The organism is Pseudaminobacter soli (ex Li et al. 2025), from assembly GCF_029892515.1.
GTDB classification, from domain to species: Bacteria; Pseudomonadota; Alphaproteobacteria; order Rhizobiales; family Rhizobiaceae; genus Pseudaminobacter; species Pseudaminobacter soli_A.
Map to the genome: position 1 here is coordinate 431,864 of NZ_JARXVF010000003.1, position 25,612 is coordinate 457,475.

The window sequence follows — 25,612 nt, forward strand, 5'->3', positions numbered from 1 at the left end:
ATTTTGCTTCGAGGTTGCTCCTCATTCGTCGAGCGTTTCGAGCATTCGCTCGATGCCGGCACGCAGCGGGGGCAGACTGTCGGTTACAACCGCCCAGACGATAGGGTCGGCGATCTTGTGATATTCGTGGCGCAGCACGTTCCCGATCCCCTGCACTTGCTTCTATGGCACGTCCGGGGCAGCTTGTAGGAGTTCATCGGGAATATGGCGAGCGGCCTCCGAAATGATCTCGATGCCGCGCTGGACGCCATGTTTCAGAAGCCAATCCTTCCGAAAGTCTGCGAGCGACTTACCAGCCGTTGCGGCCGCTATGCCATCGAGCGCATCGATCATTTCCGCGAGAATTGGCCGAACCTTGCGCGGCGCCATCAGAAGACGCGGATGGCGTTGCGTTCGATGTCGTCCTTCAACATCGGATGAAGGCTGTCTCGGGTGGTAATATCGACATCGGTGGACATTGTCTCTTCAAGGAACTGCTTGATGCCGACAAGGTCGATGAGAGAAAAGCGCCTGTTGGCGTCATAGTCGATGAACAAGTCCAGATCGCTTGCTGCGGTACCTTCATCGCGGGCCGTTGACCCGAACAGATAGAGTGTTGTCGCCCCCATCTCCCGGATGGTGGCGGCATTATTCTGCAACTGTTCGATTGCCTGCGCTTTGTCCATCGCGACAACCTACAGCAAAACCATGCCGGGATCGACTGTTACCCCTTCAGGATCTGGGCCACTTCCGGCGCGAAATAGGTGAGCACGCCGTCGCAGCCGGCGCGCTTGAAGGCGAGCAGGCTTTCCATCATGGCCTTTTCGCCATCGATCCAGCCATTGGCGGCGGCCGCCTTGATCATCGAATATTCGCCAGACACCTGATAGGCGAAGGTCGGCACCTGGAACTCGTCCTTCAGCCGGCGAATGATGTCGAGATAGGGCAGGCCGGGCTTGACCATCAGCATGTCGGCGCCTTCGGCCAGGTCCTGCTCGGCCTCGCGCACGGCCTCGTCCGAGTTGGCGTGGTCGATATAGTAGGTCTTCTTGTCGCCCTTGAGCAGGCCCTGCGTGCCGATCGCCTCGCGATAGGGGCCGTAGAAGGCCGAGGCGAACTTGGTCGCGTAGGACATGATCGCCACGTCCTGGAAACCGTTGGCGTCGAGCGCGTCGCGGATGGCGCCGATGCGGCCGTCCATCATGTCGGATGGCGCGATGATGTCGGCGCCGGCGGCTGCCTGCATGACAGCGGCGGCGGCTACCTGTTCCACCGTCTCGTCATTGACGATGATGCCGTTGCGAAGGATGCCGTCATGGCCGTGGTCGGTGAAGGGGTCGAGCGCGGCGTCGGTGATGATGCCGATCTCCGGTACGGCCGCCTTGATGGCGCTGGTGGCGCGGTTGATGATGTTCTGCGGATCAAGGATGTGCGAACCGGTCTGGTCGCGCAGGCCCATCTCGACATTGGGGAAGGTGGCGATCGCCGGAATGCCGAGCTTGGCGGCGCGTTCTGCCTCCTTGACGGCGAGATCGACCGAAAGCCGGAACACGCCCGGCATTGCCGGTATCGGCTCGCGGCGGTCCTTGCCGTCGATGACGAAGATCGGCCAGATCAGATCGTCCACCGTCAGATGATTCTCTTGCACCAGCCGTCGCGACCAGTCGGCCTTGCGCATGCGGCGCAGCCGACGGCTGCCGGTGATTTCGTCGACGGAGCGCGCGCCGGCGGGCTTCAAGGGGGGCATTCTATTCATCGGGCAATCTCCAGATGGCGGGCTTTTAGCACGCGGGCCGGCCGATCATCAAATTGAACGGATGAGGCCAGCCCCTTGTTTGCCGCGCGAAAACGAGGAAACATTGACGCACCCTGGCGCAACCCGTAGCACTAGGGTCATGGCCTTCTGTTAGTACGCGTTGTTTGAAGTAGGGATTCTGTCCAATGGATTTTGGCGGCGGCGAGGAAATCCGCTTCGAGCTGCTGGGCAGTGCCGGCGTCGTCACCCTGACACGACCGCAGGCGCTCAACGCTGTCACGCATTCAATGATCAAGGCCCTGTCCAGGGCGCTGGCCGAATGGGAGCACGATCCGGCGGTCTCGCTGGTCATCATCGAGGCTGAAGGCCGGGCGTTTTCCGCCGGCGGCGACATCGTCGACATCTATAATGCAGGGCGCGCCGGCAACCCGCCTGTGGACTTCTTCGTCGACGAGTATCGCCTCAATTCCAAGATCGCGCATTTCCCAAAACCCTATGTCGCGCTGATCGACGGCATCGTCATGGGCGGCGGCGTCGGCATTTCCTGCCACGGCTCGCACCGGGTGATGACAGAGAACGCGCAGTTCGCCATGCCCGAGGTTGGCATCGGCTTCTTCCCCGATGTCGGCGGCAGCCACCTGCTGCCCGATCTCGGCGGCCATTTCGGCATGTATCTGGGCCTGACCGGCAACCGCATCCGCTATGGCGATGCGCTGTGGTCGGGGCTCGCCACGCACACGACCAAGGCTGAGTATCTGGAAGGCCTGGTTGATCGGCTGGCCGAGACCGGTGATGCCGAGCTTGCGCTGCGCGAGGTATTCGTGCCGGCCACGCGTGAGACCGACCAGGCGACGCAGGACGCGATCGACAAGCATTTTTCTCAGCCTTCGCTGTCCGAAGTCCTCGAGAGCCTGGAAGCGGACGCGCCCAACGATGCTTTTGCGGCCAAGACGCTCGCTACGATCCTCAGCCGCTCGCCGACCAGCGTCAATGTCGCCTTCCGCCAGATCACCCAGGGCATGATGCTGACGATGGACGAATGCATGCGCATGGAGTTCCGTATCCTCAATCGGATGCTGCACGGCCATGACTTCTATGAGGGCATCCGTGCCGCCGTTATCGACAAGGACGGCAAGCCCGTCTGGGAGCCGGCCTCGTTCGACGCAGTCGACCCCGAGGCGATCGACGCCTATTTCGCGCCGCTGGCGGATGGAGACCTGGAACTGTGAGCGAACGGACTGTGAATGAGCGGATCGTCCGGTCGGGCGGCATTGTCGGCCCGTCGGTGGCGGAAACCGGGTTCGTGTGGTTCTGGAGAATCATCTCCATCTACTGCCTGATGTTCGGCGTGCTTTACTGGGTGCGGCTGATCGGCGTTTACGATGCGCCGCTGTGGCGCTTCGACCGCATGCCGGTCTATTGGCAGGTCACGGTTTCCATGCTCGCCGTGTTCTATCCCTTCGCGGCCAGCGGCCTCTGGATGCTCGCATCCTGGGCGCCGGTGATCTGGTTCATATGCGCGGTGACCGAGGTCATCATGTATGCGGTTTATCCCGATCTGTTCGGGCAGCGCTTTGCCGTGGTGGCCTCGCATGTCTGCGTAGCGCTCATCTACGTGGCCTTCCGGGTGCGTATCTTCACGCAGAAAAAGGAGGCGGAGCGGCAGGGTTAACAGACCCCATCCGGGTCGTCGTTTGTTAACCCTCCGCGCAAGGTCGCTCCAGGTAAGGCCTTGTTAAGCCTGGTGTTTAAGTCGAATTTTATGGGTCAGGGCTAGTCTCGCGATCAAGGTGAGAAAAACAAAACAATCACCCGGCGACAAACGAGAGGCAAAGACCATGATCAATTCCCGTCCCGTGGCGAAGACCACCAGCGTATCCGACGAACGCCGCGACTCCATCCGCACGCTTTACATGGAATCGCTGCAGCTGGTCGAAAGACTGCACCGCCGTTTGCTTGACGTGATCAAGGACGAATTCGATCGCAACGGCCGCAGCGACATCAACGCCATTCAGGCTCTGCTGCTGTTCAACATCGGCAATGCCGAGCTGACCGCCGGCGAACTGCGGTCGCGTGGCTACTATCTCGGTTCGAACGTCTCCTACAATCTGAAGAAGCTGGTCGAACTCGGCTTCATCAACCACCAGCGCTCGCGCATCGACCGTCGTTCGGTCCGCATCAGCCTGACGGACAAGGGCTCCGAGGTCGCGGAAGTCGTAGGCAAGCTCTACGAGCGCCACATCGGCTCGATCGAGCAGGTCGGCGGCATCAATGCAGATGAGTTCCAGCAGATGAACCGCGCCCTGCAGCGCCTCGACCGCTTCTGGAACGACACCATCGCCTATCGCATGTAATCGGCGCGCTGGCTGTCCTGCGCCGGGAAAGTTTTAGACAAACAAGCCGCGGCAAAGATCGCGGCTGGATAGACCTCCAGTCATTTGCCGGCGCCTCCCTGCGCCGGTTTTCTTTTTTCTGGTGTGTTGCATCGTTGTTCGCTATGGCCACGCTAACGCCATATTCAGATGGATATCGGGATAGGTGATACTGGACCGCCGGCTCGAGGGATTGCTTGCGGGGGAACTCCGAAACGAACAGCGCATCTGCGCATGACGATGTCGGGGTTATGGTTGGCTGATTGTTAAGAGTGGCCACCATACAATGCGGACAAATTTTGTACGTCTGTGCAATGCAGGATAGATGTCTGGAATGCCCATGAAAACTACGCGCCGTTCTTTCCTAACCGCAGCCAGTGCGCTCGCCGTGACCGCAATTGCCGGTAGCGCCAAAGCGCAGGACGTCGTTGACGAGATCTTGCAGTCTTCGCGCCGTGGCAATTGGGACGATACGTTCGATGCCCGCGCCAGCGAGGGCGGCAAGGTGGCCTCCACGCAGCCGATCTTCAGCCCGCGCACGGTTGGCTATGTCCAGCAGTCCATCATGGACTATCAGAATATCGTCGCCCAGGGCGGTTGGCCCGAGGTACCGGCAAACAAGAAGCTGCAGCTCGGCGCCAGCGATCCCGACGTGCAGGCGCTGCGCAAGCGACTGATGGTATCGGGCGACCTTTCGCAGCGGGCCGGCATTTCCGATTCGTTCGACACCTATGTCGATGCGGCGGTGAAGCGCTTCCAGACCCGCCACGGCCTGCCGGGCGACGGCGTCATGGGCCAGTACACCTATGCGGCGATGAACATCAGCGCCCCGGTGCGGCTCGGCCAGCTCGAGACCAACCTGACCCGCCTGCAGACGCAAGCCGGCACGCTGGGTGAGCGCTACGTCAACGTCAACATCCCGGCCGCCCAGATCGAGGCGGTCGAGAACGATCGCGTGGTGCTCCGCCACACGGCTATCGTCGGCAAGATCGACCGCCAGTCGCCGATCGTGAATTCGAAGATCAACGAGATCATCGTCAATCCGTACTGGAACGCGCCGATCTCGATCGTCCGCAAGGACATCATCCCGCTGATGCGGAAGAATCCGAACTACCTGAAGGACAGCCACATCCGGCTGTTCGCCCCCAATGGCGCCGAGGTCGATCCGACGACGGTCGACTGGTCGACCGAGGAGGCTGCGAAGTATCTCTTCCGCCAGGACCCGAGCACCATCAACGCCATGGCTTCGGTGAAGATCAACTTCCCGAGCCCGGACGGCGTCTACATGCACGATACGCCGCAGCAGAGCCTGTTCAACAAGCTGATGCGCTTCGACTCTTCGGGCTGCGTGCGCGTCCAGAACGTGCGCGACCTTGTCACCTGGATCCTGCGCGACACGCCCGGCTGGGACCGCCAGCGCTTCGAGCAGACCATCAAGTCCGGCGTCAACACGCCGGTGCCGGTCACCAACCCCGTGCCGGTCTACTTCACCTATGTCACCGCCTGGTCGACGGGCGACGGCGTGGTCCAGTTCCGCGACGACATCTACAGCAGGGATGGCGCGCAGGAACTCAAGATTTCGTCCGCCCAGTAAGGCGCGGGTAGAGGAATTGGGTGAGGGCCGTCCGTTTGGGCGGCCTTTTTCCTTTCAGGCGTTCCGATTGGCGCAAAGCGACAATCAAATTTCGCGCGGCGAACGTGGCGACCTTGCGGCAAGTGTGCTAATGGCGCCCCGCAGTAGGCACCGCCCTGACCGCATGGCCCCAGACAGCAAGGATTGATCCGACATGGCAAGAGACTCGGCCGACTTCCAGCACTTCGAATCCTTCTTCGGCACGACGCTTGCCGATGCCGATCCCGAGATCTACGGCGCCGTTCGCAACGAGCTTGGCCGCCAGCGTCACGAGATCGAGCTGATCGCCTCGGAAAACATCGTCTCGCGCGCCGTGATGGAAGCGCAGGGAACGGTGCTCACGAACAAATATGCCGAAGGCTATCCGGGCAAGCGCTATTACGGCGGCTGCCAGTACGTGGACGTCGTCGAAGAACTCGCCATCGAGCGCGCCAAGAAGCTGTTCAACTGCAACTTCGCCAACGTCCAGCCGAACTCCGGCAGCCAGATGAACCAGGCGGTGTTCCTGGCCCTGCTGCAGCCGGGCGACGCCTTCATGGGCCTCGACCTCAATTCGGGCGGTCACCTGACCCACGGCTCGCCGGTCAACATGTCCGGCAAGTGGTTCAAGCCGATTTCCTACGGCGTGCGCAAGGACGACCACCTGCTCGACATGAACGAGGTCGCGCGCCTGGCGCATGAGCACAAGCCCAAGCTGATCTTGGCCGGCGGCACCGCCTATTCGCGCATCTGGGACTGGAAGCGCTTCCGCGAGATCGCCGACTCGATCGGCGCCTACCTCATGGTCGACATGGCCCACATCGCCGGTCTCGTCGCCGGTGGCCAGCATCCGTCGCCGCTGCCTCACGCCCACGTCGTCACCACCACCACGCACAAGTCGCTGCGCGGACCTCGCGGCGGCATGATCCTCACCAATGACGAGGAAATCGCAAAGAAGATGAACTCGGCCGTGTTCCCCGGCCTGCAGGGCGGCCCGCTGATGCACGTCATCGCCGCCAAGGCCGTGGCCTTCGGCGAGGCGCTGAAACCCGAGTTCAAGACCTATGCGGCCAATGTCGTCGCCAACGCCAAGGCGCTGTCCGAGAGCTTGAAGTCCACCGGCCTCGACATCGTCTCGGGCGGCACCGACAACCACCTGATGCTGGTCGACCTGCGCCCCAAGAACGCCACCGGCAAGCGCGCCGAGGCCGCCCTTGGCCGCGCCAACATCACCTGCAACAAAAACGGCATTCCCTTCGACCCGGAAAAGCCCTTCGTCACCTCGGGCGTTCGTCTCGGCACGCCGGCCGGCACGACCCGCGGCTTCGGCGAGGCCGAGTTCCGCGAGATCGGCGGCCTGATCGCTGAAGTGCTCGACGGCCTCAAGGTTGCGAATTCCGACGAGGGCAACGCTGCGGTTGAGGCTGCAGTGAAGCAGAAGGTCGTGGCGCTGACGGATCGCTTCCCGCTCTACGCGTATCTCGGGTAAGCCTCTACGCCATTAGGCTCCTTGGAACGGCTGTCGCGTTGAATTCGCGGCAGCCGTTTTGCTTTTTTCTATCTCAGAGCCGGGCATGCCTCGACCCACCCGATACACAAGCTTTTGGGGGTAATTTCCCGGGCGCAGACAAGATACGGACCGTTCACCGGTGCAACAGCGTTGGATTTCCGCCTTCTTGCTTCCTACTTGAGAGGAAAGACACTAGCTTCGGGACCAGGAAGAATCGCGAGCGAGCGGGATATCGATGCGCTGCCCTTACTGTCAGTCGGAAGACACCCAGGTCAAAGACTCCCGCCCCGCCGAAGATGGCGCGGCGATCCGCCGTCGGCGGGTCTGCCCCGATTGCGGCGGCCGCTTCACCACCTTCGAGCGCGTGCAGCTGCGCGATCTGGTGGTGGTGAAGAAGTCAGGCCGCAAGGTGCCGTTCAGCCGCGACAAGCTGCTGCGTTCGGTGGAAATCGCCTGCCGCAAGCGCAATGTCGATCCCGAGCGCATCGATCGCGCCGTGACCGGCATCGTGCGCCAGCTCGAAAGCTCCGGCGAAACCGAAGTCACCACGGGCGAGATCGGCCGGCTGGTCATGGAAGCGCTGAAGGCGCTCGATGATGTCGCCTATGTCCGTTTCGCCTCCGTCTATCGCAATTTCCGCGAGGCCAAGGATTTCCACGATGTCCTGGGCGAGCTGAAGGGCGAGGACGAAGAGGAGCACCATGGCGAGCAGTGACGCGGACCAGGCGGCGACAGACCGCCGCTTCATGGCGGCGGCCTTGCGGTATTCGCGCAAGCATGCCGGGCTCACCGGCACCAACCCGGCCGTCGGCACGCTGATCGTTCGCGACGATGGCAACGGCCCGGTGATCGTCGGCCGTGGCGTGACCGCACTCGGCGGACGTCCGCATGCCGAGGCGGAAGCCTTGGCGGATGCCGGTGAGAAGGCGCGCGGCGCCACCGCTTACGTCACTCTTGAACCCTGCGCCCATCATGGCCGCACGCCCCCTTGCGCCAACGCGCTCGTGGCGGCCGGCGTGGTCCGTGTTGTCGGGGCAGCCAACGATCCCGATCCGCGCGTTGCCGGCAAGGGCTATGCCATCCTGCGCGCCGCCGGCATTGAGGTGGTGGAGCGCGTCATGGCCGATGAAGCCACCGACCAGTTGGCGGGGTATCTCAGCCGCTCGCTCAGGATGCGCCCGCAAGTCACGCTGAAATTTGCGCTTTCGGCCGATGGCATGATCGGCCGCCCGGGCGAGGGGCAGATTGCCATCACCGGGCCGATCTCGCGCCGGCAGGTGCATCTGATGCGTGCCGAGGCCGACGTCATCGTGGTCGGCATCAACACCGCGCTGGCCGACGATCCCGAGTTGACCGTCAGGCTGCCGGGGCTTGAAAGCCGGTCGCCGGTGCGGCTCGTGCTTGACCGCCAGGCAAGACTGTCGCCGCAAGGGCGGCTGGCGCGCTCGGCCGAAGCGGTGGCGGTCTATCTTGCAGTCGGGCCGGAGGCGGACCCCGCCCGCAAGGCGGTGCTTGCGGCGATGGGCGTCAAGATTCTCGCGACCGACACTTTTGAAGGCCGCATCGCCCTGCCCGAACTGCTGGAAGACCTCGCCGCGCAGGGCATGATGAATGTGATGGTCGAGGGAGGGGCCGAGACCGCGCGCAACCTGCTGGCCGACGACATGGTCGACCGCATCGTCATCTTCCAGGGGCCGGATCGGCTCGGAGCGGACGGCATTGCGGCGCCGATCGATAGGGACCATATCCCGGCAGGTTTCCGGCTGGTGCGTGAGGCACGCTTCGGCGACGACACCTATGCCGAATGGACGAGAGGTTTTTGATGTTTACTGGAATTGTCACCGATGTGGGCTCCGTCGCTTCCGTTTCGCCGCTGCGCGAAGGCGTTCGGCTGCGCATCGACACGGCTTACGACCCCAAGACCATCGCCATCGGTGCATCGATTGCCTGCAGTGGCGTCTGCCTGACCGTCGTCGCGTTGCCTGAAACAGAGTCCAACAGCCGCTGGTTCGAGGTCGAGGCCTGGGAAGAGGCGTTGCGCCTCACCACCGCCTTCGGCTGGAAGGCAGGCTCGCGGCTGAACCTCGAGCGGGCGCTGAAGATCGGCGACGAGCTCGGCGGCCACATCGTGTCGGGCCATGTCGACGGCATGGCCGAGATCGTGGCGCGTCAGGACGAGGGCGACGCCGTCCGCTTCACGCTCGAAGCGCCGCGCGAATACGCGAAATTCATTGCGCCCAAGGGTTCGGTGGCGCTCGACGGCACCTCGCTCACGGTCAACAAGGTGGATGGCACGCGCTTTGACGTGCTGCTCATCCACCATTCGCTGCAGGTGACCACCTGGGGCGGGCGCCAGGTTGGCGACAAGGTGAATCTCGAGGTCGACACCATGGCCCGCTACGCCGCGCGGCTGGCGCAGGCGACAGAAGAGGGACTTTGAAATCCGACAAGCCTGGTGTCGACGGGATTACCGGTCGACACCCATTTCGTCAGATATAGCTCTTCCTGAGGACCAGCCTGTCGCCGGGGCCGTGAACCGCCACAAACAGCAGGCCGGCGACGAAGGTGAAGTGATCGACGAAGAAGCCGAATTCGGCCTGATTGCCTTCCCAATGCGATGGCCCGTGAAAAGCGAAGCCAAGGAATAGCACATAGGCCGCCGCCAGCAGGGCGGCTTCCTTGAAGAAAGCGCCCGTGAGTAGCGCAATCGCGAGCCCCGCTTCGAAGAAAGCGGCAATCCATGCCAAGAGCAGCGGGAAGGGAAAGCCTGCGGCAGCGATATAGCCGGCGGTTGAGTCCATCCCTGCAAACTTGAATGCGGCAGCCATGACGAAAACCCCGCCGAAGATCAGTCTTGCCACAAGCGTTGCTGCGGTCTTGCCCATTTTGCTCCCTCCAAAGATCGTGCACGGTAACATGACGTTGCGGGAGCGGTCATGCCGACAGTCGCGCTTCAATTTTCTTCGCCGGTGTCATGCTGGAGTAGTCGACCGATGAGTCTGAATGCGGTGTCGAGACAGCGCAGATATCCAGATCGATCGCAGATCGGGCAATCTTGCGCTTGCGAAGTTTGCCGCATAGGCCTAAGTCACCGCCTTTCCGGAGACTAACATGGCCAGTTCACGACCATCCCATCTGCTCATCATCGAAGCCCGTTTCTATGACGATCTGGCCGACGCATTGCTGGAAGGCGCGAAGACTGCGCTGGACGAGGCTGGCGCCACCTACGAGGTGGTGACGGTTCCGGGTGCGCTTGAAATCCCGGCCGTGATTTCCTTTGCGCTGGACGGTGCGGAAGAGGGCGGTACGGAGTATGATGGCTTCGTCGCTCTTGGCACGGTCATTCGCGGCGAGACTTACCACTTCGACATCGTCGCCAATGAATCCTGCCGGGCACTGATGGATCTGGCGGTCGAAGAGTCGCTTGCCGTCGGCAACGGCATCCTGACCGTCGAAAACGATGAACAGGCCTGGGCGCGCGCGCGTCGCCACGAAGGCGACAAGGGCGGTTTCGCCGCCCGCGCCGCACTGACCATGATCGCGCTCCGTGAGCGTCTGGGAGCCTGATCTTGACCGAGCCTACCGATAACGAACGTCCGCAGCCGCGCCAGGCCAACAAGCGCGGTGCCGCACGCCTTGCCGCTGTGCAGGCCCTTTACCAGATGGACGTCGCAGGCAGCGGCCTGCTTGAAATCACCGCCGAATACGAAGCCTTCCGCCTCGGCAAGGAAGTGGACGGCGATCTCTACCGCGAGGCGGACGCGCAGTGGTTCCGCGCCATCCTCGCCGGCGTGGTCGAAAACCAGAAGACGGTCGATCCGGTCATCCGCCAGGCGCTGACCGACGACTGGCCGCTGTCGCGCCTCGATTCGACGCTGCGCGCCATCCTGCGCGCCGGCGTCTATGAGCTGATGCAGCGCAGCGACGTTCCCGTCGCCGTCATCGTCTCGGAATATGTCGATATCGCCAAGGCCTTTTATGTCGAGGACGAGCCCAAGCTGGTGAACGCCGTGCTCGATCGCGTCTCGCGGCGGGTGCGTGGCGAAGGACGCGGCAAGGGCGCATCATCGTGAGCGCCGGGGCTGACCGCAGCGCCCGGCGCACGGCGATCATCCTCGCCGCCGCGCAGGCTATAGTCGGATCGGCCTCTCCCATCTCCATTTCGTTGGGCGCGCTGGCCGGGCACTATATGCTCGACGTCGACAAGTCGCTGGCCACGGCGCCCGTCACCGGATTCAATGTCGGCACCGCGATTGGCGCGTTGCCGGCTGCAGCGATCATCCGCTGGCTGGGCCACCGCAACGGCTTCATGACCGGGACCGTGGTCACCGGCCTGGGCGGCGCGATTGCGACGGTCGCACTGTTCCAGATGAATTTCTGGCTGTTTGCGTTCGGCCTCATGGCCATCGGCATCGGCAACTCCTTCGTCCAGCAGTTCCGCTTCGCCGCGGCCGACAATGCGCCGCGCGAGTTCCGGGCGCGCGCCATCTCCTTCGTGCTGGCCGGCGGCATCATCACCGCCATCCTCGGGCCGCAGATCGTCATTTTCACGCGCGAGCTTTTTGCCCCGGTGATGTTCGCCGGCTCCTTTGTGGCGGTCGTGGCGCTGGCGGTTGTCGGCTCGATCATCCTTTCCTTCCTACGCGTCAAAAGTGTTTCCCACGGCCATGCCGCCGATGGCGACACCGGCCGGCCGCTTCTGCAGATCGTTTCGCAGCCGCGATTCATCGTGGCGCTTCTGTGCGGCGTCGGCTCCTTCGCGCTCATGACCTTCGTCATGACCGGCGCGCCGCTTGCCATGGTCGGCTGCGGCTTCTCGCCCGATGAGGCGACGCTCGGCATTTCCTGGCACGTCATGGCCATGTTCGGCCCCAGCTTCTTCACCGGCCGTCTGATCCAGCGCTTTGGCGCCAGCGCCATCGTGTCGATCGGCTTCCTGCTGCTGGTCGGCTGTGCACTGGTGGCGCTGTCGGGCATCGAGCTCTGGCATTTCTGGACGGCGCTCATCCTGCTTGGGCTCGGCTGGAATTTCGGCTTCATCGGCGCCACCTCGCTGGTCGCCGAAACCTATGAGCCTGCCGAAAAGGGCAAGGTGCAGGGCTTTCACGACTTCGTCCTGTTCAGCACCGTCGCCTTCGCCTCGCTCATGTCGGGCCGGGTCTACAATGCCCATGGTTGGGAGATGCTGAACTGGATCATCTTCCCGGTCGCGGTCATCTGTCTCGGCGCTCTCGGACTTATGGTCGCGCGCAAGAAGTTCGCCACCGCCACCGCCAGCAGCGGATCTTGAGCGCCTCCTAACGTCCGCCATGCGCTGGATAGTCCAGCGTGACTTCCAGCCGAGTGCTGCCTTCGCCTGCGATCCACCGCCGGCGTAGCAGCACGAATTCGTGGGTCATCCCTTCGATCTCGAAAGAGACGAGGTCGCCCACCTGGCAGGTGGCGGGCAGGGCAGTGGCCAACACCTGATCAAGAACTCCTTGCCGTGCCGCATAGCGCCCGGCCGTGGTGGTCAACACCACCGACATGTCAGCTGAAGTTGCCATCGCGGATCGACTCGGCACTTTATCCGGCGGGTTTCTGGAAGACCCGAACTCAGGAGTTTTTGACATGACCTTCCGCTATTCTAAAATCATTATGTGCCTTTGTCTGGCGGCCTTCGCCTTTCTTGTCGCCTTCGGCAACATAACCGACTACGGCTCGAACTATGCCTTCGTTCAGCATGTGCTGAGCATGGACACGACCTTTCCCGGCAACGCGCTGATGTACAGGTCGATCAGCAATCCGAGCCTCTGGACGGCCGGCTACTGGCTGATCATATGCGGCGAGGCGCTGACCTGCATCCTGTTCCTGATCGCCAGCTGGCAGCTCTGGCAGGCGCGCCGGCTTCCGGGTGCCGCCTTCAACGGCGCCAAGCGATTCGTGGTCGTTGCCGCCACCATGGGCTTTCTGGTCTGGTATTTCGGCTTCATGGTCATCGGCGGCGAATGGTTCGCCATGTGGCAGTCACAGACGTGGAACGGCCAGGAAGCGGCGTTCAAGTTCTACATGACGATTCTGGCGGTGCTGATCTTCGTCAACCAGCCGGACGGCGACCTCGCCTGATACGTGCCGACAAGCTCGGACCGATTCGCCCATGGCGAGTGCGCATTGCGCCCGCCACGGGCATTTGCCGCGCCCAAACAGGCACAAAGCGGCGATTCCCGAACCAAAATACGAACAGGCCTTGACGTGACGTAACCCGTTTCGCACAAATTGTCACAGACCGTGCGGCGTATGGTCGCCGGTCGCAATCGCGCGGCCCGGGGAGGGGTTTTTGCCGGGCCCACAATCAGGGAAGATCGGCATATGACAATGCTATACGTCGTCATTGCCTGCGGCCTGCTCTCTGTCCTCTATGCCATTCTGGCTACACGGTCGGTGCTCGCCTCCGACCAGGGCAACGCACGCATGCAGGAAATATCCGCTGCCATCCGGGAGGGGGCACAGGCATATCTTGCGCGTCAGTACACGACCATCGCCATGGTGGGCGTGGTGGTTTTCCTTCTCGCATGGTGGCTGCTATCGGCTACAGCAGCGATCGGTTTCCTGATCGGCGCCGTGCTCTCCGGCACCGCCGGCTTCATCGGCATGCATGTATCGGTCCGCGCCAACGTGCGCACCGCCCAGGCCGCCTCCAATAGCCTCGCGGCCGGCCTAGACATCGCCTTCAAGTCCGGCGCCATCACCGGCATGCTGGTGGCGGGCCTCGCGCTGCTCGGCGTCTCCGTCTACTACTGGGTCCTCACCGGCCCGATGGGCCTCGCGCCCGACAGCCGCACGGTCATCGACTCACTGGTGTCGCTGGGCTTCGGCGCATCGCTGATCTCGATCTTCGCCCGTCTCGGCGGCGGCATCTTCACCAAGGGTGCTGACGTTGGTGGCGATCTCGTCGGCAAGGTCGAGGCAGGCATCCCCGAGGACGATCCGCGCAACCCCGCGACCATCGCTGACAATGTGGGCGACAATGTCGGCGACTGCGCCGGCATGGCGGCCGACCTGTTCGAGACCTATGCGGTGACTGTCGTCGCCACCATGGTGCTCGGCGCGATCTTCTTCGGCGGCACTGACGTGCTTCAGAGCGTGATGCTCTATCCGCTGGTGATCTGCGCCGCCTGCATCGTCACCTCGATCATCGGCACCTATTTCGTCAAGCTCGGCGCGAACGGCTCGATCATGGGCGCCCTCTATAGGGGGCTGATCGTCACCGGCGCCCTGTCCATCCTCGGCCTTGCGGTCGCAACCTCGCTGACCGTCGGCTGGGGCGAGATCGGCACCGCCGGCGGCAGCACCATCGTGGGCAGCAGCTTGTTCGTCTGCGGCATCATCGGCTTGATCGTTACGGGCCTGATCGTCGTCATCACAGAATACTATACGGGCACGGGCAAGCGCCCGGTGGTGTCGATCGCGCAGGCGTCGGTCACCGGTCACGGCACCAACGTCATCCAGGGCCTTGCGGTCTCGCTGGAAGCGACGGCGCTGCCGGCCATCGTCATCGTCGCCGGCATCATCACCACCTACCAGCTTGCAGGTCTCTACGGCACGGCGATCGCCGTCACCACCATGCTCGGCCTGGCCGGCATGATCGTGGCGCTCGATGCCTTCGGCCCGGTCACCGACAATGCCGGCGGCATTGCCGAAATGGCCGGCCTGCCCAAGGAAGTGCGCCACTCCACCGACGCGCTCGATGCGGTCGGCAACACCACCAAGGCGGTGACCAAGGGCTACGCCATCGGTTCGGCCGGCCTCGGCGCGCTGGTGCTGTTCGCCGCCTATTCGAACGATCTGCGCTACTTTGCGGCCAATGGCGACAAGTTCCCGTACTTCCAGGGCATCGGCGAGATCAACTTCGACCTTTCCAATCCCTATGTCGTCGCCGGCCTGCTGATCGGCGGCCTCATCCCGTATCTGTTCGGCGGCATCGCCATGACGGCTGTGGGACGTGCGGCCGGGTCGATCGTGGAGGAAGTGCGCCGGCAGTTCCGCGAAAACCCGGGCATCATGGCGGGCACCGCCAAGCCGGACTATGCGCGCGCGGTCGACCTGCTGACCCGTGCGGCGATCAAGGAAATGATCGTGCCGTCACTGCTGCCGGTGCTGGCGCCGATCGTTGTCTATTTCGGCGTGCTGCTCATCTCGGGCTCCAAGGCTTCCGCTTTCGCGGCGCTCGGGGCCTCGCTGCTCGGCGTGATCGTCAACGGCCTGTTCGTCGCCATCTCCATGACTTCCGGCGGCGGCGCATGGGACAATGCCAAGAAGTCGTTCGAGGACGGTTTTTCCGACAAGAACGGCGTCAAGCACCTGAAGGGCTCGGAGGCGCACAAGGCCTCGGTCACCGGCGATACGGTGGGCGATCCCTACAAGGACACGGCCGGCCCGGCAGTGAACCCGGCGATCAAGATCACCAACATCGTCGCGCTGCTTCTGCTGGCCGTGTTGGCACACTGACCTGAACGGAAGCCTGAAAACAAAAAACCCGCGGAGCGATCCGCGGGTTTTTCGTATCCGATGTGGAAAAAAAATCTTAGCCGGTGGGGCCGCCGCCGCCGATCGGCAGGGTGGGCTTGGCGCCGCCGGTGATGAGGCGGCCGATGAAGGTCTCGTCCTTGCCGCCGGTCGGCGTGGTGCGCGCGATGAAATCGAATACCTTGCCGTCCTTCAGGCCGTAATTCGCGATCTGGGTGACGCGTCCGTCATGGCCGAAATAGACGGCGAGGATGCGCTGGTCGACCAGGTGCGGATTCATGAAAGCGACAGGGCGCTTGCGGGTCTGCGAGATGTAATAGAACACCTCGTTGTCGAAGGTGGCGGTCGTCGATGGGCTGCCCAGCGACAGCAGGACCTGCTCGCGGCTGGAGCCAACCGGAACCTGCTCGATCTGCTGCTGGTCGATGACATAGCCCTGGGTCAGGGTTTCGCCAGGTGTCAGGCCGTCAAGGGTCTTGGAAGCACTGCAGCCGGAAAGGGTCGCCGCGGCAAGCACCGTGGCCGCCCCGATCAGGGCCGGCGAAGAGATGGTCTTGAATTTCAGCGAGTCCAACAACAACTCCTTCAAATCACTTCTGGCGCCCGCACCTTGCACAGAGCCGCAAAACCGGTAAACCAGCTTGCGCGCCGATGCAACAAGCCCACGCCGTGAAACGGTCCCCCATGGAGGTTGTCCCTCATGTTCCAGCGCCTGTTCGGCCGCGAACGTCACAATAGAACGATCACGGATGCTCTCTATGCCGGAATCGTGGCAGCCGCGCGGCAGCCGCATTTTTATTCCGACTGGGATGCGCCCGATACGCCGCTCGGCCGCTTCGAGATGCTGGGGCTGCACGTGTTCCTGTTCCAGCACCGTCTGCATGACGAGACGGGTGCGGCGCGCGAGATCGCGCAGGTCCTGATCGACGAGTTCTTCGCCGATGTCGAACACTCCCTGCGTGACCTGGGAATCGGCGACATGGGCGTGCCCAAGCGCATGAAGAAGCTGGCGCGCATGTATTACGGCCGCACCGCGGCCTATGCCGACGCGCTGGAGCGTGGCGACCGGGCAGCGCTCGGCGAAGCGCTCAAGCGCAACATCCGTCCCGACAGCGAAGCCTGGCCCCAGGTAGATCTTCTTGCCGGCTATGTTATGGACGCCGACAAGCTGCTTTTGGAGCAGTCTTCGGAGTCCATTCTGGCGGGGACGATCCGGTTTCCGGTCGCTGGCGCCGCCTGACAGCATGATCCCGAAAAGTTGCGGACTTTTCGGATAAGATCATGCGTCAAAAAAAGACATGATCCCGAGAAGTTGCAGTCTTCTCGGGCAAGATCATGTTTCAAAAACAAGATTTTGAGCGAGATCGCGATTCACATCTCGCTCTGGAAGGAGCCCATCATGCATCATGAAGAACAGATCAAAAGCCCGGTTTCCTTCGACGTTCATGTCAACCGAATGCCGCAGAAAGGGCTTCCGGTGGTGATCGAGGCAAACGAGAAGCAGCGCGCGGCACTTGCCGAAGCCCACGGCCTCGATTCCGTCAAGCGCTTCCGCGCCGAACTCATGGTCACTGCCTGGAAACGCAATGGCGTCAAAGTGGCCGGCCAGGTCGAGGCCGACATCGTGCAGACCTGCGTGGTGACGCTCGAGCCGATCGAAAACCACATTTCGGAGGACGTGTCGGGACTGTTCCTGCCCGAGGATTCCAAGCTTGGGCGCGAAGGTTTCGAAACCGCCGGAGAGATCCTGCTCAGCGCCGACGGCCCGGACAGCCCCGAACTTTTTTCCGGCGACACGATCGATGTCGGCGCGCTGGCGGAAGAGTTTTTCGGCCTGGGAATCGATCCCTATCCGCGCAAGACCAGCGCCGCATTGCAGCAGAAGTCCGATGAAGCGCCGGATGAACCGGTCGAGAGCGAATTTCAGCGCAAGCTGAAGTCCCTCATCGATAAATCCTGAACACTCACTGCCGCTTTGCGATAATGTCGGTTGTGCCTTGCCTCAAAACCGCTATTTTCGCCAAGCTTTAGCAAGGCTCGAGCAGCCGTCTTTCGACCAACGAGAGTAAAGACCGAGTGATAAGGATTTCCATCGATGCCATGGGCGGCGACCACGGACCCGCGGTCGTCATTCCTGCGCTTTTGGCGGTCGCCACGCGCCGCAGCGACGTGCGCTTTGTGGTGTTCGGGCGCGAGGACGTCGTTCGTCCCGAGCTGAACAAATATCCCAAGCTCGCCGATATCGTGGAATTCCATCACTGCGACGTGGCAGTGCGCATGGACGACAAGCCGAGCCAGGCGCTGCGCCATGGCCGTCGCATCTCCTCCATGTGGCGCGCCATCGAGGCGGTCAAGAATGGCGAGGCTGACGCCTGCATTTCCGCCGGCAACACCGGCGCGCTGATGGCGATGTCGAAGTTCTGCCTGCGTACCATGGCTACGATCGACCGGCCGGCGATTGCCGCGATCTGGCCCACGATGCGCGGCGAAAGCGTTGTGCTCGATGTCGGCGCCACCATTGGCGCGGATTCGCACCAGCTGGTCGATTTTGCGATTCTCGGCACCGGCATGGCGCGTGCGTTGTTCGGCATGGAGCGGCCCACGGTCGGCCTGCTCAATGTCGGCGTCGAAGAGGTCAAGGGCCAGGAAGAGGTCAAGGACGCCGGACGGCTTCTGCGTGAGGCCGGCAAGATGGCGATGGACTACCGCGGCTTCGTCGAAGGCGACGATATCGGTCGCGGCACGGTCGATGTGGTGGTGACTGAGGGCTTTGCCGGAAACATCGCGCTCAAGACCGCCGAAGGCACCGCCCGCCAGATCGGCGAATATCTGCGCGCTGCGATGAGCCGCACGCTGATGGCCAAGATCGGCTATCTCTTTGCCAAGAGCGCATTCACCCGTCTGCGCGAGAAGATGGATGTGCGCCGGGTCAATGGCGGCGTCTTCCTCGGGCTCAACGGCATCGTGGTGAAGAGCCACGGCGGCGCCGACGCGGAAGGATTCGCCGCGGCGATCGAACTTGGCTACGACATGGTAAGAAACAGGCTGCTGGACCGGATCGAGGCTGACCTCGACCTGTTCCATGCGCGCCGCCCGCAGTCGTCCACTAGGTCGACCGAGTTCGCGGACGACAGTAACGAATAGGAATTTCAATGATCAGATCGATTGTGCGTGGCGTAGGTTCCTCGCTGCCGCGCCGCATCATGAAGAATGCCGATTTCGAGGGCGTGGTCGAAACCTCGGATGAGTGGATCGCGCAGCGCACCGGCATTCGCCAGCGTCACATCGCTTCCGATGACGAAACCACTGCATCGCTCGGCGAAGCGGCGGCCCGCGTGGCCCTTGCCGATGCCGGCCTGACGCCTGCCGACATCGACCTGATCGTTCTGGCGACCTCCACGCCCAACAACACCTTCCCGGCCACGGCCGTCGAGATCCAGAACCGGCTCGGCATGCATCACGGCTTTGCCTTCGACATGCAGGCGGTGTGCTCGGGCTTCGTCTATGCCGTCACCACCGCCGATCTCTACATCCGCAGCGGCATGGCCAAGCGGGTGCTGGTGATCGGTTCGGAAACCTTCTCACGTATTCTCGACTGGAACGATCGCTCGACCTGCGTGCTGTTCGGCGACGGTGCCGGCGCGCTGGTGCTGGAAGCGGGCGAAGGCGAGGGCACGATCGCCGATCGCGGCATTTTGGCGGCTTCGCTGCGTTCCGACGGCGTGCACAAGGACAAGCTCTATGTCGACGGCGGCCCGTCGACCACGGGTACCGTCGGTCATCTGCGCATGGAAGGCCGCGAGGTCTTCAAGCACGCTGTGGGCATGATCACCGACGTCATCGAGGCGACTTTCGCGCAGGCCGGTATCACGGCCGAAGACCTCGACTGGTTCGTGCCGCACCAGGCCAACAAGCGCATCATCGACGCTTCCGCCAAGAAGCTCGGCATCGCCGAGGAGAAGGCGGTGGTCACGGTCAACCTGCACGGCAACACGTCCGCCGCCTCGGTGCCGCTGGCGCTTTCGGTCGCGGTTGCCGACGGCCGCATAAAGAAGGGCGACCTGGTGCTGCTCGAGGCCATGGGCGGCGGCTTCACCTGGGGTGCTGTGCTGCTGCGCTGGTAACAACCCAGGCTAGTGGGGCGCGCCCAATCGCGCGCCCTCTGCCTGACCGCCGCAACAACCCTTTCCGACAAGCCCGCAGCGGCGAAAACGATTCAAAATCAATCGGAAAGACCTAAAGTTGGGTCCTTGACCTCGGCGGGCCAATTTTCTAACGTCATTGATATCGTTTTGAATTTTCATCGCCTCTAGGATGGTTGCTGCACCCATGGCGGCAAAGACAATTACACGCGCCGATCTCGCCGAAGCAGTCTACCGCAAGGTGGGACTTTCCCGCACCGAATCCGCGCAACTGGTTGAACTCGTCCTCGACGAGATCTGCGAGGCGATCGTGCGCGGCGAGACCGTCAAGCTTTCGTCCTTCGCCACCTTCCACGTGCGCGACAAGAACGAGCGCGTTGGCCGCAATCCCAAGACCGGCGAGGAAGTGCCGATCCTGCCGCGCCGGGTCATGACGTTCAAGGCCTCGAACGTGCTCAAGAGCCGTATCCTGCGCGCGCACCAGGGCCCCAAGAACAAGGCCGGCGGCAAATAACCAGCCGCATTCGGGCACGTCGTGCCTGCAGGCATTCCCGCCTCTGGTTGATAACCGAAGGGCCGGCTTGTGCCGGCCTTGAATATTGGCGCACAAATCGCTGAAATATAGTACGAATCGGTTTCCGGGCGTGATCTCCCGCAGCTGGCTCCGTTTGGCTGTCGGGCCGCGCTCGTGGTTACGATCCGGAACTTGGCGACGGGTTTTCGAAAAATCCCGGCCGATCAACAGGTTAGGGCCCGTTCGGCAAGACGGGTTCTTGGAGACGAGGCCGCATCGCGAAGCGTTCGCGATTGTCCGGCCTGCGAGCGAGGGTTGCGCCCATGGAAAAAAGTGCTGACGCCTTCCGCACCATCAGCGAAGTCGCCGAAGATCTCGACCTGCCGCAGCACGTGCTGCGCTTCTGGGAAACGCGCTTCAACCAGATCAAGCCGATGAAGCGCGGCGGCGGCCGCCGCTATTACCGGCCGCAGGATGTCGAGCTGATCAAGGGCATCCGCCACATGCTCTACGAGCAGGGCTACACCATCAAGGGCGTGCAAAAGCTGCTGCGCGAGAACGGCAACCAGTTCCTGGTGGCTGTCGGCAATGGCGATGTCGCGGCGGTGGAGGTGATTGCCCAGCGCAAGCAGGCAGAGACGGCTCCGATGACGTCGGGCGCCCAGCCGCGCCTTGACGAGGAGATGCTGGTCGGCGAGCCGCGCGCCAAGCCAAGCCGCCGTTTCTTCGGGCTCGGCAAGGCCGACGACGAGGGCCCGGTGCAGTCCGGTGCGGGCAAGCTTTCGCGGGACAACCGCGCGCTGCTCCAGGAAGCGCTGTTCGACCTTCTGGAATGCAAGCGCCTGCTAGACCAGGTTCGTTGATTTCAGCGGCCTTCAGCAGGGCGTGACTTGCTGCCACCGCCGAGGACGGCTTCTGGCCGATTGCGCCCAGTGCCGTGCCGGGCGACGCTTCTGCGTGAATGAACCTGCGGAGGCCGAATGACCAGGATCGGAAAAATCGCGTCGCTCTGGCGCTATCCCGTCAGTTCGCTGCGCGGCGAGCAACTGGATGAGGTCCGGCTTGACGGGCAGGGCGTCGTCGGCGACCGGGCCTGGGGCCTTTTCGATGCGACAGGTGCCATTGCATCGCCCGACAATGAAAAGCGCTGGCGTCCCGCGCCGGAACTGCGGTCGCGCTCATATGGCGGTGAAATCGAGATTGCCGCAGGCGACGAGTGGTTCCGCATTGGCACCGAGGAAGCCGCGCGGGCGGCGGAAGCGGTGCTGGGCTTTCCGGTGAAATTCCAGCCCTACGAGGCCGCGGCGGGCGAGGGTCCATCCACAGTGCCTGCGCCGCGTTATGAGCGCGCGAACCTGCATGTTCTGACCACAGCCTCGCTCCGCCGGCTGCAGGAGCTTGTGCCGGAGGGCGTCGAAATCGATGTTCGCCGCTTCCGGCCCAACATCCTCGTCGAGACGGAAGCAGGTCTCGACGGTTTTGTCGAAAAGGAATGGATCGGCCGGACGCTTGCGATTGGCGACGTACGGGTCGCGGTGAGCGAGCCCTGTGCGCGGTGCAGCTTCATTGCCCTGGCGCAGGCCGGGCTCTCTTTTGCGCCGCCGGTGCTGCATGCCATCACCCGCCACGGCGCGGGCGGTTTCGGCATTCTGGCCGCGGTCGAGGCCGCCGGACGGCTTCGCGTCGGCGACGAGATCGCGCTTATCTGATCCGGCATTCGCGAAAGAGCGCGGCGGCTGCCCAACCGGCCTATTTGCGGCCTGACTTCTGCTCGCCTTCGACGTCGACCTGCGGCCGGTCGCTGCCCTGCGACACTTCCTCGTGCCAATGGCCGTCCGCATCCTGGTAGGTAATGCCCTCGGTGCGGCCGGCCAGTTGCTGTTCCGAGGCCGCGGCCTTGGCGGCGTCCATGGCAGCCTGGCGGCTGCCGAAGGTCTCGGAATAGACATCGCCGAGCTTGTAGGCCCAGCCGCCATCGTGTTCCACGATCTGGTAGGTCACCTTCATCATCGTCATGCTCCCGTTTTGAGCCGGCATGCATGACAGGAACGGCAAACGCTACTTCTGAAGCCGCGCCATCAGCGAGCTGGTGTCCCAGCGGTTGCCGCCCATGCCTTGCACGTCCTTGTAGAATTGGTCGACCAGCGCGGTGACGGGCAGCGCCGCTCCGTTGCGGTCGGCCTCCTCGAGGCAGATCTTCAGGTCCTTGCGCATCCAGTCGACGGCAAAGCCGAAGTCATATTTGCCGTCCTTCATGGTCTTGTGGCGGTTTTCCATCTGCCACGAACCGGCAGCGCCCTTGGAGATCACCTCGACCACCTTTTCGATGTCGAGCCCGGCGCGCTGGCCGAAATTGATGCCCTCGGCCAGCCCCTGCACGAGGCCGGCGATGCAGATCTGGTTGATCATCTTGGTGAGCTGGCCTGCGCCTACGGGCCCCATCAGGCCCACCATGCGCGCATAGGCTTCGATCACCGGCCGCGCATGGTCGAACACGGCCTGTTCGCCGCCCACCATCACGGTCAGCACGCCGTTTTCGGCGCCCGCCTGGCCGCCCGAAACCGGCGCGTCTAGGAACGAAAAACCGCGCGCCTTGGCCGCTTCTCCCAGTTCACGCGCCACTTCAGCCGAAGCCGTGGTGTTGTCGATGAAAACGGAACCCTTCTTCATCGACTGGAAGGCGCCGTCCGACCCGATGGTGACGCTGCGCAGGTCGTCGTCATTGCCCACGCAGGCAAAGACGAAATCCTTGCCTTCGGCTGCCTCGCGCGGGGTCCGCGCATAGCTGCCGCCGTGCTCGGCAACCCATTTCTCGGCCTTGGCGGTGGTGCGGTTGTAGACCGTCACGTCATGGCCGCCCCTGTTTTTCAGGTGCGCGGCCATCGGATAGCCCATCACGCCAAGTCCCAGAAATGCAACCGATGCCATTCTCGATCCTCTCATGCCGGTCTGCTTTGTGTTTTCAGGTCTATGGCATGGGGAAGATTCGTCAAGGGAGGGCCTGTTGGTACAGGCGCAGACAACGGCAAAGACTGGCCGCTACGAGCCTAATCCTGATGCCATCCGTCTATCTTCCACCCGCTGACGGCTTCCATCGCCTCGCGCGAAACGTGCCGAACGGTTTGGGAAAATGTCCAGATGTGCCCCTCGGGATCGCGCGCCCTATAGGTTCTGTCGCCGTAGGGCTGATCTGCCGGCTCCTGTAGAATTTCCGCTCCAGCCTGTCGCGCGCATTCGCAATGCTCGTCCAGTCCCTGCTCGAGTTTCAGGTAGACGGATTGAGTGTTCTTGCCGCCCACCGAGGCTGGGCTCGCGATGTCGCTCGACCATTCCGAATCGATGACGAGATAGGCATCGGCAAACCGCATCTCGGAATGCACGAGGTTTCCAGCCGGATCGGTAACGAGGATGCTGCGCTGGAACCCGAAGGCGCGCTCCAACCAGGTCAGAGCGGCCATCGGGTCCTTGTAGAAGACGCCGGCGCCGAGCGTGGCGTGCTTGAATGGATCGTCCACGCTTCCTCGCAACTTGCCAGCTGTGCATGGAAAGGAAGTTCCGAGAGGAATTCCGTCCTTTCGTCAGCGCTTCAAGTGCCGCGTGATGCGCCGCTCGATCCATTCCACGCCATGGCGCAGCGTCTCGACCATCGACAGATAGATCAGTGCTGCCCAGATGTAGGTCTGGAAGTCGAAGGTGCGCGAATAGGCGCGGCGCGTCTCGCCCATCAGGTCGTAGACCGTGATGATGGCGACGATGGCCGAGCCCTTGATCATCAGGATGATCTCGTTGCCGTAGGGGCGTAGCGCCACGATCAGGGCCTGCGGCAGGATGATCTTGCGCAACGTCAGGAATTTCGATAGTCCGAGCGAGGCCGCACTTTCCCACTGGCCCTTTGGCACGCTCTGGATCGCCCCGCGCAGGATTTCGGCCTGGTAAGCGGCGGTGTTGAGCGAGAAGGCGAAGATGGCGCAGTACCAGGCTTCGCGGAAGAAGCTCCAGAGGCCGATGGCTTCCAGCTGCGGCCTGAATGAGCCGAGGCCGTAGTAGACCAGGAAGGTCTGGGCCAGCAGCGGCGTGCCGCGGAAGAAATAGACATAGCCGTAGGACAGCGCCTGAAGCACGGAGTTCCGCGACATGCGCGCAAAGGCGATCGGAAGCGACAGGATCGCGCCCATGACGATGGAAATCGCGACCAGCGACAGCGTCACCCAGATGCCGTGCAGATAGAGCGGGGCATATTTGGCGAAGAGTTCGGGGTCCCAGGCGCGTATCAGGAACAGCAGCAGGCCAAGGCCGAACAGCGCCCAGATGGCGACAAGCGCATATCCGGCCACTCGTTCGCGCGGCCAGCCGCGTGCCTGCGGCGGGGGACGATCGACGATTTCGGAGTTTTGCACGGCGCTGCTCATCGATGCATCTCCGTCTCGCCGACCGCGCGCTCGACGGCGCGGATGCCGAAGGAGGAGATAATGGCCAGGACCAGATAGGCGAGGCAGGCCACGCCGAAGAAGAGGAAGCTTTCCTTGGTTACGCGCGACGCGATGGTCGCCTGGCGCAGGATATCCGACAGGCCGATCACCGACACCAGCGCGGTGTCCTTGAGAAGGATCAGCCAGAGGTTGGAAAGGCCGGGCAGGGCGATGCGGATGAGCTGCGGCAGCACAACCAGCCGCATGGTCTGGCCCTTGGTCAGGCCGATCGAATAGCCGCCCTCATACTGCCCGGCGGGAATGGCGCGGAAGGCCGACAGGAACACTTCGCTGGCATAGGACGAGAACATGACGCCGAGCGCCACCATGCCGGCGACGAAGCTGTTGATCTCGATGGCCGCGTTTGGGTCGAACATGCGCGCGACCTGCTGGATGCCGAGCTGGGCGCCGTAAAACACCAGAAACAGCGTCAAAAGCTCGGGCAAGCCGCGGAAAATGGTGGTGTAGATGTTGCCAGCCAGCCTGAGCGAGGGCTCCGACGACTGCTTGGCGAGCGCAATAAGAAAGCCGATGAACAGCCCGATCGGCAGGGTGGCCAGCGCAAGCGAGACCGTGGTGAAGACGCCATAGGCTATGCTGCGGCTCCACCCCTCAGGGCCCCAGCTGAGAAGCGTCCAGATACTACTCTCCATTTACTACCTTCTCTTGTCGGAAGTTCGATTCCCACCCTGCAAGTACACGAACGGCGGGACAGAATCCCGCCGTTCTTATGGTCAGAGCGACGATTTCATC

General features: G+C 62.9%; 30 protein-coding genes and 1 pseudogene. 20 read left to right on the plus strand and 11 right to left on the minus strand.

Annotation, left to right across the window (positions count from 1 at the left end):
• Positions 1–21 precede the first annotated feature (21 nt).
• The 3 genes and pseudogenes from M2281_RS16485 to hemB all read right to left on the minus strand — a co-directional run bounded on the left by M2281_RS16485 (position 22) and on the right by hemB (position 1,735).
• A pseudogene (locus M2281_RS16485) lies at positions 22–369 on the minus strand (HepT-like ribonuclease domain-containing protein).
• Positions 369–665 (minus strand): nucleotidyltransferase family protein, encoded by a 297-nt coding sequence (locus M2281_RS16490; RefSeq protein WP_280822260.1) that lies wholly within the window; start codon positions 663–665, stop codon positions 369–371. Before M2281_RS16490 ends, M2281_RS16485 begins: the two are co-directional and overlap by 1 nt.
• A 38-nt stretch (positions 666–703) precedes the next feature.
• Positions 704–1,735 carry a porphobilinogen synthase gene (gene hemB, locus M2281_RS16495; protein WP_280822261.1) on the minus strand — a complete coding sequence of 344 codons (1,032 nt, stop codon included), beginning with the start codon at positions 1,733–1,735 and terminating at the stop codon, positions 704–706.
• 185 nt (positions 1,736–1,920) lie between these two features.
• Between hemB and M2281_RS16500 the strand changes: the two genes are divergently transcribed.
• The 8 genes from M2281_RS16500 to M2281_RS16535 all read left to right on the plus strand — a co-directional run bounded on the left by M2281_RS16500 (position 1,921) and on the right by M2281_RS16535 (position 9,669).
• The gene (locus M2281_RS16500) at positions 1,921–2,964 is read left to right on the plus strand and encodes an enoyl-CoA hydratase/isomerase family protein (RefSeq protein ID WP_280822262.1); all 1,044 of its coding nucleotides are present in this window, start codon (positions 1,921–1,923) and stop codon (positions 2,962–2,964) included.
• Positions 2,961–3,407 carry a DUF6163 family protein gene (locus tag M2281_RS16505; RefSeq protein WP_425537741.1) on the plus strand — a complete coding sequence of 149 codons (447 nt, stop codon included), beginning with the start codon at positions 2,961–2,963 and terminating at the stop codon, positions 3,405–3,407. Before M2281_RS16500 ends, M2281_RS16505 begins: the two co-directional genes overlap by 4 nt.
• Before the next feature lie 166 nt (positions 3,408–3,573).
• Positions 3,574–4,089, plus strand: coding sequence for a transcriptional regulator LdtR (ldtR, locus tag M2281_RS16510; protein WP_280822263.1), 516 nt, complete (start codon positions 3,574–3,576; stop codon positions 4,087–4,089).
• Between the two features lie 358 nt (positions 4,090–4,447).
• A complete protein-coding gene (locus M2281_RS16515; RefSeq protein ID WP_280822264.1) occupies positions 4,448–5,701 on the plus strand; it encodes a L,D-transpeptidase family protein in 1,254 nt (417 codons plus the stop codon).
• A 193-nt stretch (positions 5,702–5,894) separates the two neighbouring features.
• Positions 5,895–7,208 carry a serine hydroxymethyltransferase gene (glyA, locus tag M2281_RS16520; RefSeq protein ID WP_280822265.1) on the plus strand — a complete coding sequence of 438 codons (1,314 nt, stop codon included), beginning with the start codon at positions 5,895–5,897 and terminating at the stop codon, positions 7,206–7,208.
• 256 nt (positions 7,209–7,464) lie between these two features.
• Positions 7,465–7,944, plus strand: a complete 480-nt coding sequence (nrdR, locus tag M2281_RS16525; RefSeq protein WP_280822266.1) for a transcriptional regulator NrdR — start codon at positions 7,465–7,467, stop codon at positions 7,942–7,944.
• The gene (ribD, locus tag M2281_RS16530) at positions 7,931–9,052 is read left to right on the plus strand and encodes a bifunctional diaminohydroxyphosphoribosylaminopyrimidine deaminase/5-amino-6-(5-phosphoribosylamino)uracil reductase RibD (protein ID WP_280822267.1); all 1,122 of its coding nucleotides are present in this window, start codon (positions 7,931–7,933) and stop codon (positions 9,050–9,052) included. The genes nrdR and ribD overlap by 14 nt, the downstream gene beginning before the upstream one ends.
• Complete coding sequence (locus M2281_RS16535) at positions 9,052–9,669, plus strand: riboflavin synthase (RefSeq protein ID WP_280822268.1); 618 nt, start codon at positions 9,052–9,054, stop codon at positions 9,667–9,669. The genes ribD and M2281_RS16535 overlap by 1 nt, the downstream gene beginning before the upstream one ends.
• 49 nt (positions 9,670–9,718) lie before the next feature.
• Here M2281_RS16535 and M2281_RS16540 read toward each other — a convergent pair whose 3' ends face one another.
• Complete coding sequence (locus M2281_RS16540) at positions 9,719–10,114, minus strand: DoxX family protein (protein WP_280822269.1); 396 nt, start codon at positions 10,112–10,114, stop codon at positions 9,719–9,721.
• 226 nt (positions 10,115–10,340) lie between these two features.
• On the opposite strand from M2281_RS16540, the gene ribH reads away from it, so the two are divergent.
• Genes ribH through M2281_RS16555 form a run of 3 tightly spaced genes read left to right on the plus strand, consistent with a single transcriptional unit; the run spans position 10,341 to position 12,519 of the window.
• Positions 10,341–10,796 carry a 6,7-dimethyl-8-ribityllumazine synthase gene (ribH, locus tag M2281_RS16545; protein ID WP_280822270.1) on the plus strand — a complete coding sequence of 152 codons (456 nt, stop codon included), beginning with the start codon at positions 10,341–10,343 and terminating at the stop codon, positions 10,794–10,796.
• Positions 10,797–10,798: 2 nt separating this feature from the next.
• Positions 10,799–11,302, plus strand: a complete 504-nt coding sequence (nusB, locus tag M2281_RS16550; RefSeq protein WP_280822271.1) for a transcription antitermination factor NusB — start codon at positions 10,799–10,801, stop codon at positions 11,300–11,302.
• Entirely contained in the window at positions 11,299–12,519 is a 1,221-nt protein-coding gene (locus M2281_RS16555) for an MFS transporter (protein WP_280822272.1), read from the plus strand. The genes nusB and M2281_RS16555 overlap by 4 nt, the downstream gene beginning before the upstream one ends.
• 7 nt (positions 12,520–12,526) lie before the next feature.
• Here the strand turns inward: M2281_RS16555 and M2281_RS16560 are convergent, their stop codons facing one another.
• Positions 12,527–12,775, minus strand: coding sequence for a hypothetical protein (locus tag M2281_RS16560; RefSeq protein WP_280822273.1), 249 nt, complete (start codon positions 12,773–12,775; stop codon positions 12,527–12,529).
• Positions 12,776–12,839: 64 nt separating this feature from the next.
• Here M2281_RS16560 and M2281_RS16565 point away from each other — a divergent pair, with 64 nt between their 5' ends.
• Both M2281_RS16565 and M2281_RS16570 read left to right on the plus strand, forming a co-directional pair.
• Entirely contained in the window at positions 12,840–13,334 is a 495-nt protein-coding gene (locus M2281_RS16565) for a DUF2165 family protein (RefSeq protein WP_280822274.1), read from the plus strand.
• A 243-nt stretch (positions 13,335–13,577) separates the two neighbouring features.
• Positions 13,578–15,716 (plus strand): sodium-translocating pyrophosphatase, encoded by a 2,139-nt coding sequence (locus tag M2281_RS16570; RefSeq protein WP_280822275.1) that lies wholly within the window; start codon positions 13,578–13,580, stop codon positions 15,714–15,716.
• Positions 15,717–15,792: 76 nt separating this feature from the next.
• Here the strand turns inward: M2281_RS16570 and M2281_RS16575 are convergent, their stop codons facing one another.
• The gene (locus tag M2281_RS16575; RefSeq protein ID WP_280822276.1) at positions 15,793–16,308 is read right to left on the minus strand and encodes an outer membrane protein assembly factor BamE; all 516 of its coding nucleotides are present in this window, start codon (positions 16,306–16,308) and stop codon (positions 15,793–15,795) included.
• A 126-nt stretch (positions 16,309–16,434) separates the two neighbouring features.
• Between M2281_RS16575 and M2281_RS16580 the strand changes: the two genes are divergently transcribed.
• The 7 genes from M2281_RS16580 to M2281_RS16610 all read left to right on the plus strand — a co-directional run bounded on the left by M2281_RS16580 (position 16,435) and on the right by M2281_RS16610 (position 22,099).
• Positions 16,435–16,974 carry a ubiquinol-cytochrome C chaperone family protein gene (locus M2281_RS16580; RefSeq protein WP_280822277.1) on the plus strand — a complete coding sequence of 180 codons (540 nt, stop codon included), beginning with the start codon at positions 16,435–16,437 and terminating at the stop codon, positions 16,972–16,974.
• Between the two features lie 159 nt (positions 16,975–17,133).
• A complete protein-coding gene (locus M2281_RS16585; RefSeq protein ID WP_280822278.1) occupies positions 17,134–17,694 on the plus strand; it encodes a YceD family protein in 561 nt (186 codons plus the stop codon).
• A 116-nt stretch (positions 17,695–17,810) separates the two neighbouring features.
• Positions 17,811–18,878: a phosphate acyltransferase PlsX gene (gene plsX, locus M2281_RS16590; protein WP_280822279.1), complete on the plus strand. Its 1,068-nt coding sequence runs from the start codon at positions 17,811–17,813 to the stop codon at positions 18,876–18,878.
• A gap of 8 nt (positions 18,879–18,886) precedes the next feature.
• Positions 18,887–19,858 carry a beta-ketoacyl-ACP synthase III gene (locus tag M2281_RS16595; protein ID WP_280822280.1) on the plus strand — a complete coding sequence of 324 codons (972 nt, stop codon included), beginning with the start codon at positions 18,887–18,889 and terminating at the stop codon, positions 19,856–19,858.
• A 205-nt stretch (positions 19,859–20,063) separates the two neighbouring features.
• The gene (locus M2281_RS16600; protein WP_280822281.1) at positions 20,064–20,390 is read left to right on the plus strand and encodes an integration host factor subunit alpha; all 327 of its coding nucleotides are present in this window, start codon (positions 20,064–20,066) and stop codon (positions 20,388–20,390) included.
• Positions 20,391–20,713: 323 nt separating this feature from the next.
• Complete coding sequence (locus tag M2281_RS16605; RefSeq protein WP_280822282.1) at positions 20,714–21,253, plus strand: MerR family transcriptional regulator; 540 nt, start codon at positions 20,714–20,716, stop codon at positions 21,251–21,253.
• 117 nt (positions 21,254–21,370) lie between these two features.
• On the plus strand, positions 21,371–22,099 hold the full coding sequence (locus M2281_RS16610; protein WP_280822283.1) for an MOSC domain-containing protein: 729 nt from the start codon (positions 21,371–21,373) through the stop codon (positions 22,097–22,099).
• A 40-nt stretch (positions 22,100–22,139) separates the two neighbouring features.
• On the opposite strand, the gene M2281_RS16615 is transcribed toward M2281_RS16610, so the two are convergent.
• The 5 genes from M2281_RS16615 to M2281_RS16635 all read right to left on the minus strand — a co-directional run bounded on the left by M2281_RS16615 (position 22,140) and on the right by M2281_RS16635 (position 25,512).
• Positions 22,140–22,400: a DUF2188 domain-containing protein gene (locus tag M2281_RS16615; protein WP_280822284.1), complete on the minus strand. Its 261-nt coding sequence runs from the start codon at positions 22,398–22,400 to the stop codon at positions 22,140–22,142.
• A gap of 48 nt (positions 22,401–22,448) precedes the next feature.
• Positions 22,449–23,318 carry an NAD(P)-dependent oxidoreductase gene (locus M2281_RS16620; protein WP_280822285.1) on the minus strand — a complete coding sequence of 290 codons (870 nt, stop codon included), beginning with the start codon at positions 23,316–23,318 and terminating at the stop codon, positions 22,449–22,451.
• Positions 23,319–23,437: 119 nt separating this feature from the next.
• Positions 23,438–23,905: a VOC family protein gene (locus M2281_RS16625; protein ID WP_280822286.1), complete on the minus strand. Its 468-nt coding sequence runs from the start codon at positions 23,903–23,905 to the stop codon at positions 23,438–23,440.
• A gap of 63 nt (positions 23,906–23,968) precedes the next feature.
• Positions 23,969–24,799 (minus strand): ABC transporter permease, encoded by an 831-nt coding sequence (locus M2281_RS16630; protein WP_280822287.1) that lies wholly within the window; start codon positions 24,797–24,799, stop codon positions 23,969–23,971.
• On the minus strand, positions 24,796–25,512 hold the full coding sequence (locus M2281_RS16635) for an ABC transporter permease (RefSeq protein WP_280822288.1): 717 nt from the start codon (positions 25,510–25,512) through the stop codon (positions 24,796–24,798). Before M2281_RS16635 ends, M2281_RS16630 begins: the two co-directional genes overlap by 4 nt.
• Positions 25,513–25,612 lie beyond the last annotated feature (100 nt).

What these genes read in the sequence shown, in the direction of transcription:
- M2281_RS16565 (WP_280822274.1), top strand. Translation starts at nt 12,840, where the DNA reads ATGACCTTCCGCTATTCTAAAATCATTATGTGCCTTTGTCTGGCGGCC.
- ldtR (WP_280822263.1), top strand. Translation starts at nt 3,574, where the DNA reads ATGATCAATTCCCGTCCCGTGGCGAAGACCACCAGCGTATCCGACGAA.
- M2281_RS16515 (WP_280822264.1), top strand. Translation starts at nt 4,448, where the DNA reads ATGAAAACTACGCGCCGTTCTTTCCTAACCGCAGCCAGTGCGCTCGCC.
- M2281_RS16580 (WP_280822277.1), top strand. Translation starts at nt 16,435, where the DNA reads ATGTTCCAGCGCCTGTTCGGCCGCGAACGTCACAATAGAACGATCACG.
- M2281_RS16540 (WP_280822269.1), bottom strand. Translation starts at nt 10,114, where the DNA reads ATGGGCAAGACCGCAGCAACGCTTGTGGCAAGACTGATCTTCGGCGGG.
- M2281_RS16585 (WP_280822278.1), top strand. Translation starts at nt 17,134, where the DNA reads ATGCATCATGAAGAACAGATCAAAAGCCCGGTTTCCTTCGACGTTCAT.
- M2281_RS16500 (WP_280822262.1), top strand. Translation starts at nt 1,921, where the DNA reads ATGGATTTTGGCGGCGGCGAGGAAATCCGCTTCGAGCTGCTGGGCAGT.
- M2281_RS16490 (WP_280822260.1), bottom strand. Translation starts at nt 665, where the DNA reads ATGGACAAAGCGCAGGCAATCGAACAGTTGCAGAATAATGCCGCCACC.
- M2281_RS16635 (WP_280822288.1), bottom strand. Translation starts at nt 25,512, where the DNA reads ATGGAGAGTAGTATCTGGACGCTTCTCAGCTGGGGCCCTGAGGGGTGG.
- M2281_RS16570 (WP_280822275.1), top strand. Translation starts at nt 13,578, where the DNA reads ATGACAATGCTATACGTCGTCATTGCCTGCGGCCTGCTCTCTGTCCTC.
- M2281_RS16560 (WP_280822273.1), bottom strand. Translation starts at nt 12,775, where the DNA reads ATGGCAACTTCAGCTGACATGTCGGTGGTGTTGACCACCACGGCCGGG.
- hemB (WP_280822261.1), bottom strand. Translation starts at nt 1,735, where the DNA reads ATGAATAGAATGCCCCCCTTGAAGCCCGCCGGCGCGCGCTCCGTCGAC.
- M2281_RS16630 (WP_280822287.1), bottom strand. Translation starts at nt 24,799, where the DNA reads ATGAGCAGCGCCGTGCAAAACTCCGAAATCGTCGATCGTCCCCCGCCG.
- glyA (WP_280822265.1), top strand. Translation starts at nt 5,895, where the DNA reads ATGGCAAGAGACTCGGCCGACTTCCAGCACTTCGAATCCTTCTTCGGC.
- ribD (WP_280822267.1), top strand. Translation starts at nt 7,931, where the DNA reads ATGGCGAGCAGTGACGCGGACCAGGCGGCGACAGACCGCCGCTTCATG.
- M2281_RS16600 (WP_280822281.1), top strand. Translation starts at nt 20,064, where the DNA reads ATGGCGGCAAAGACAATTACACGCGCCGATCTCGCCGAAGCAGTCTAC.
- M2281_RS16535 (WP_280822268.1), top strand. Translation starts at nt 9,052, where the DNA reads ATGTTTACTGGAATTGTCACCGATGTGGGCTCCGTCGCTTCCGTTTCG.
- nrdR (WP_280822266.1), top strand. Translation starts at nt 7,465, where the DNA reads ATGCGCTGCCCTTACTGTCAGTCGGAAGACACCCAGGTCAAAGACTCC.
- M2281_RS16610 (WP_280822283.1), top strand. Translation starts at nt 21,371, where the DNA reads ATGACCAGGATCGGAAAAATCGCGTCGCTCTGGCGCTATCCCGTCAGT.
- M2281_RS16605 (WP_280822282.1), top strand. Translation starts at nt 20,714, where the DNA reads ATGGAAAAAAGTGCTGACGCCTTCCGCACCATCAGCGAAGTCGCCGAA.
- M2281_RS16615 (WP_280822284.1), bottom strand. Translation starts at nt 22,400, where the DNA reads ATGATGAAGGTGACCTACCAGATCGTGGAACACGATGGCGGCTGGGCC.
- M2281_RS16620 (WP_280822285.1), bottom strand. Translation starts at nt 23,318, where the DNA reads ATGGCATCGGTTGCATTTCTGGGACTTGGCGTGATGGGCTATCCGATG.
- M2281_RS16595 (WP_280822280.1), top strand. Translation starts at nt 18,887, where the DNA reads ATGATCAGATCGATTGTGCGTGGCGTAGGTTCCTCGCTGCCGCGCCGC.
- ribH (WP_280822270.1), top strand. Translation starts at nt 10,341, where the DNA reads ATGGCCAGTTCACGACCATCCCATCTGCTCATCATCGAAGCCCGTTTC.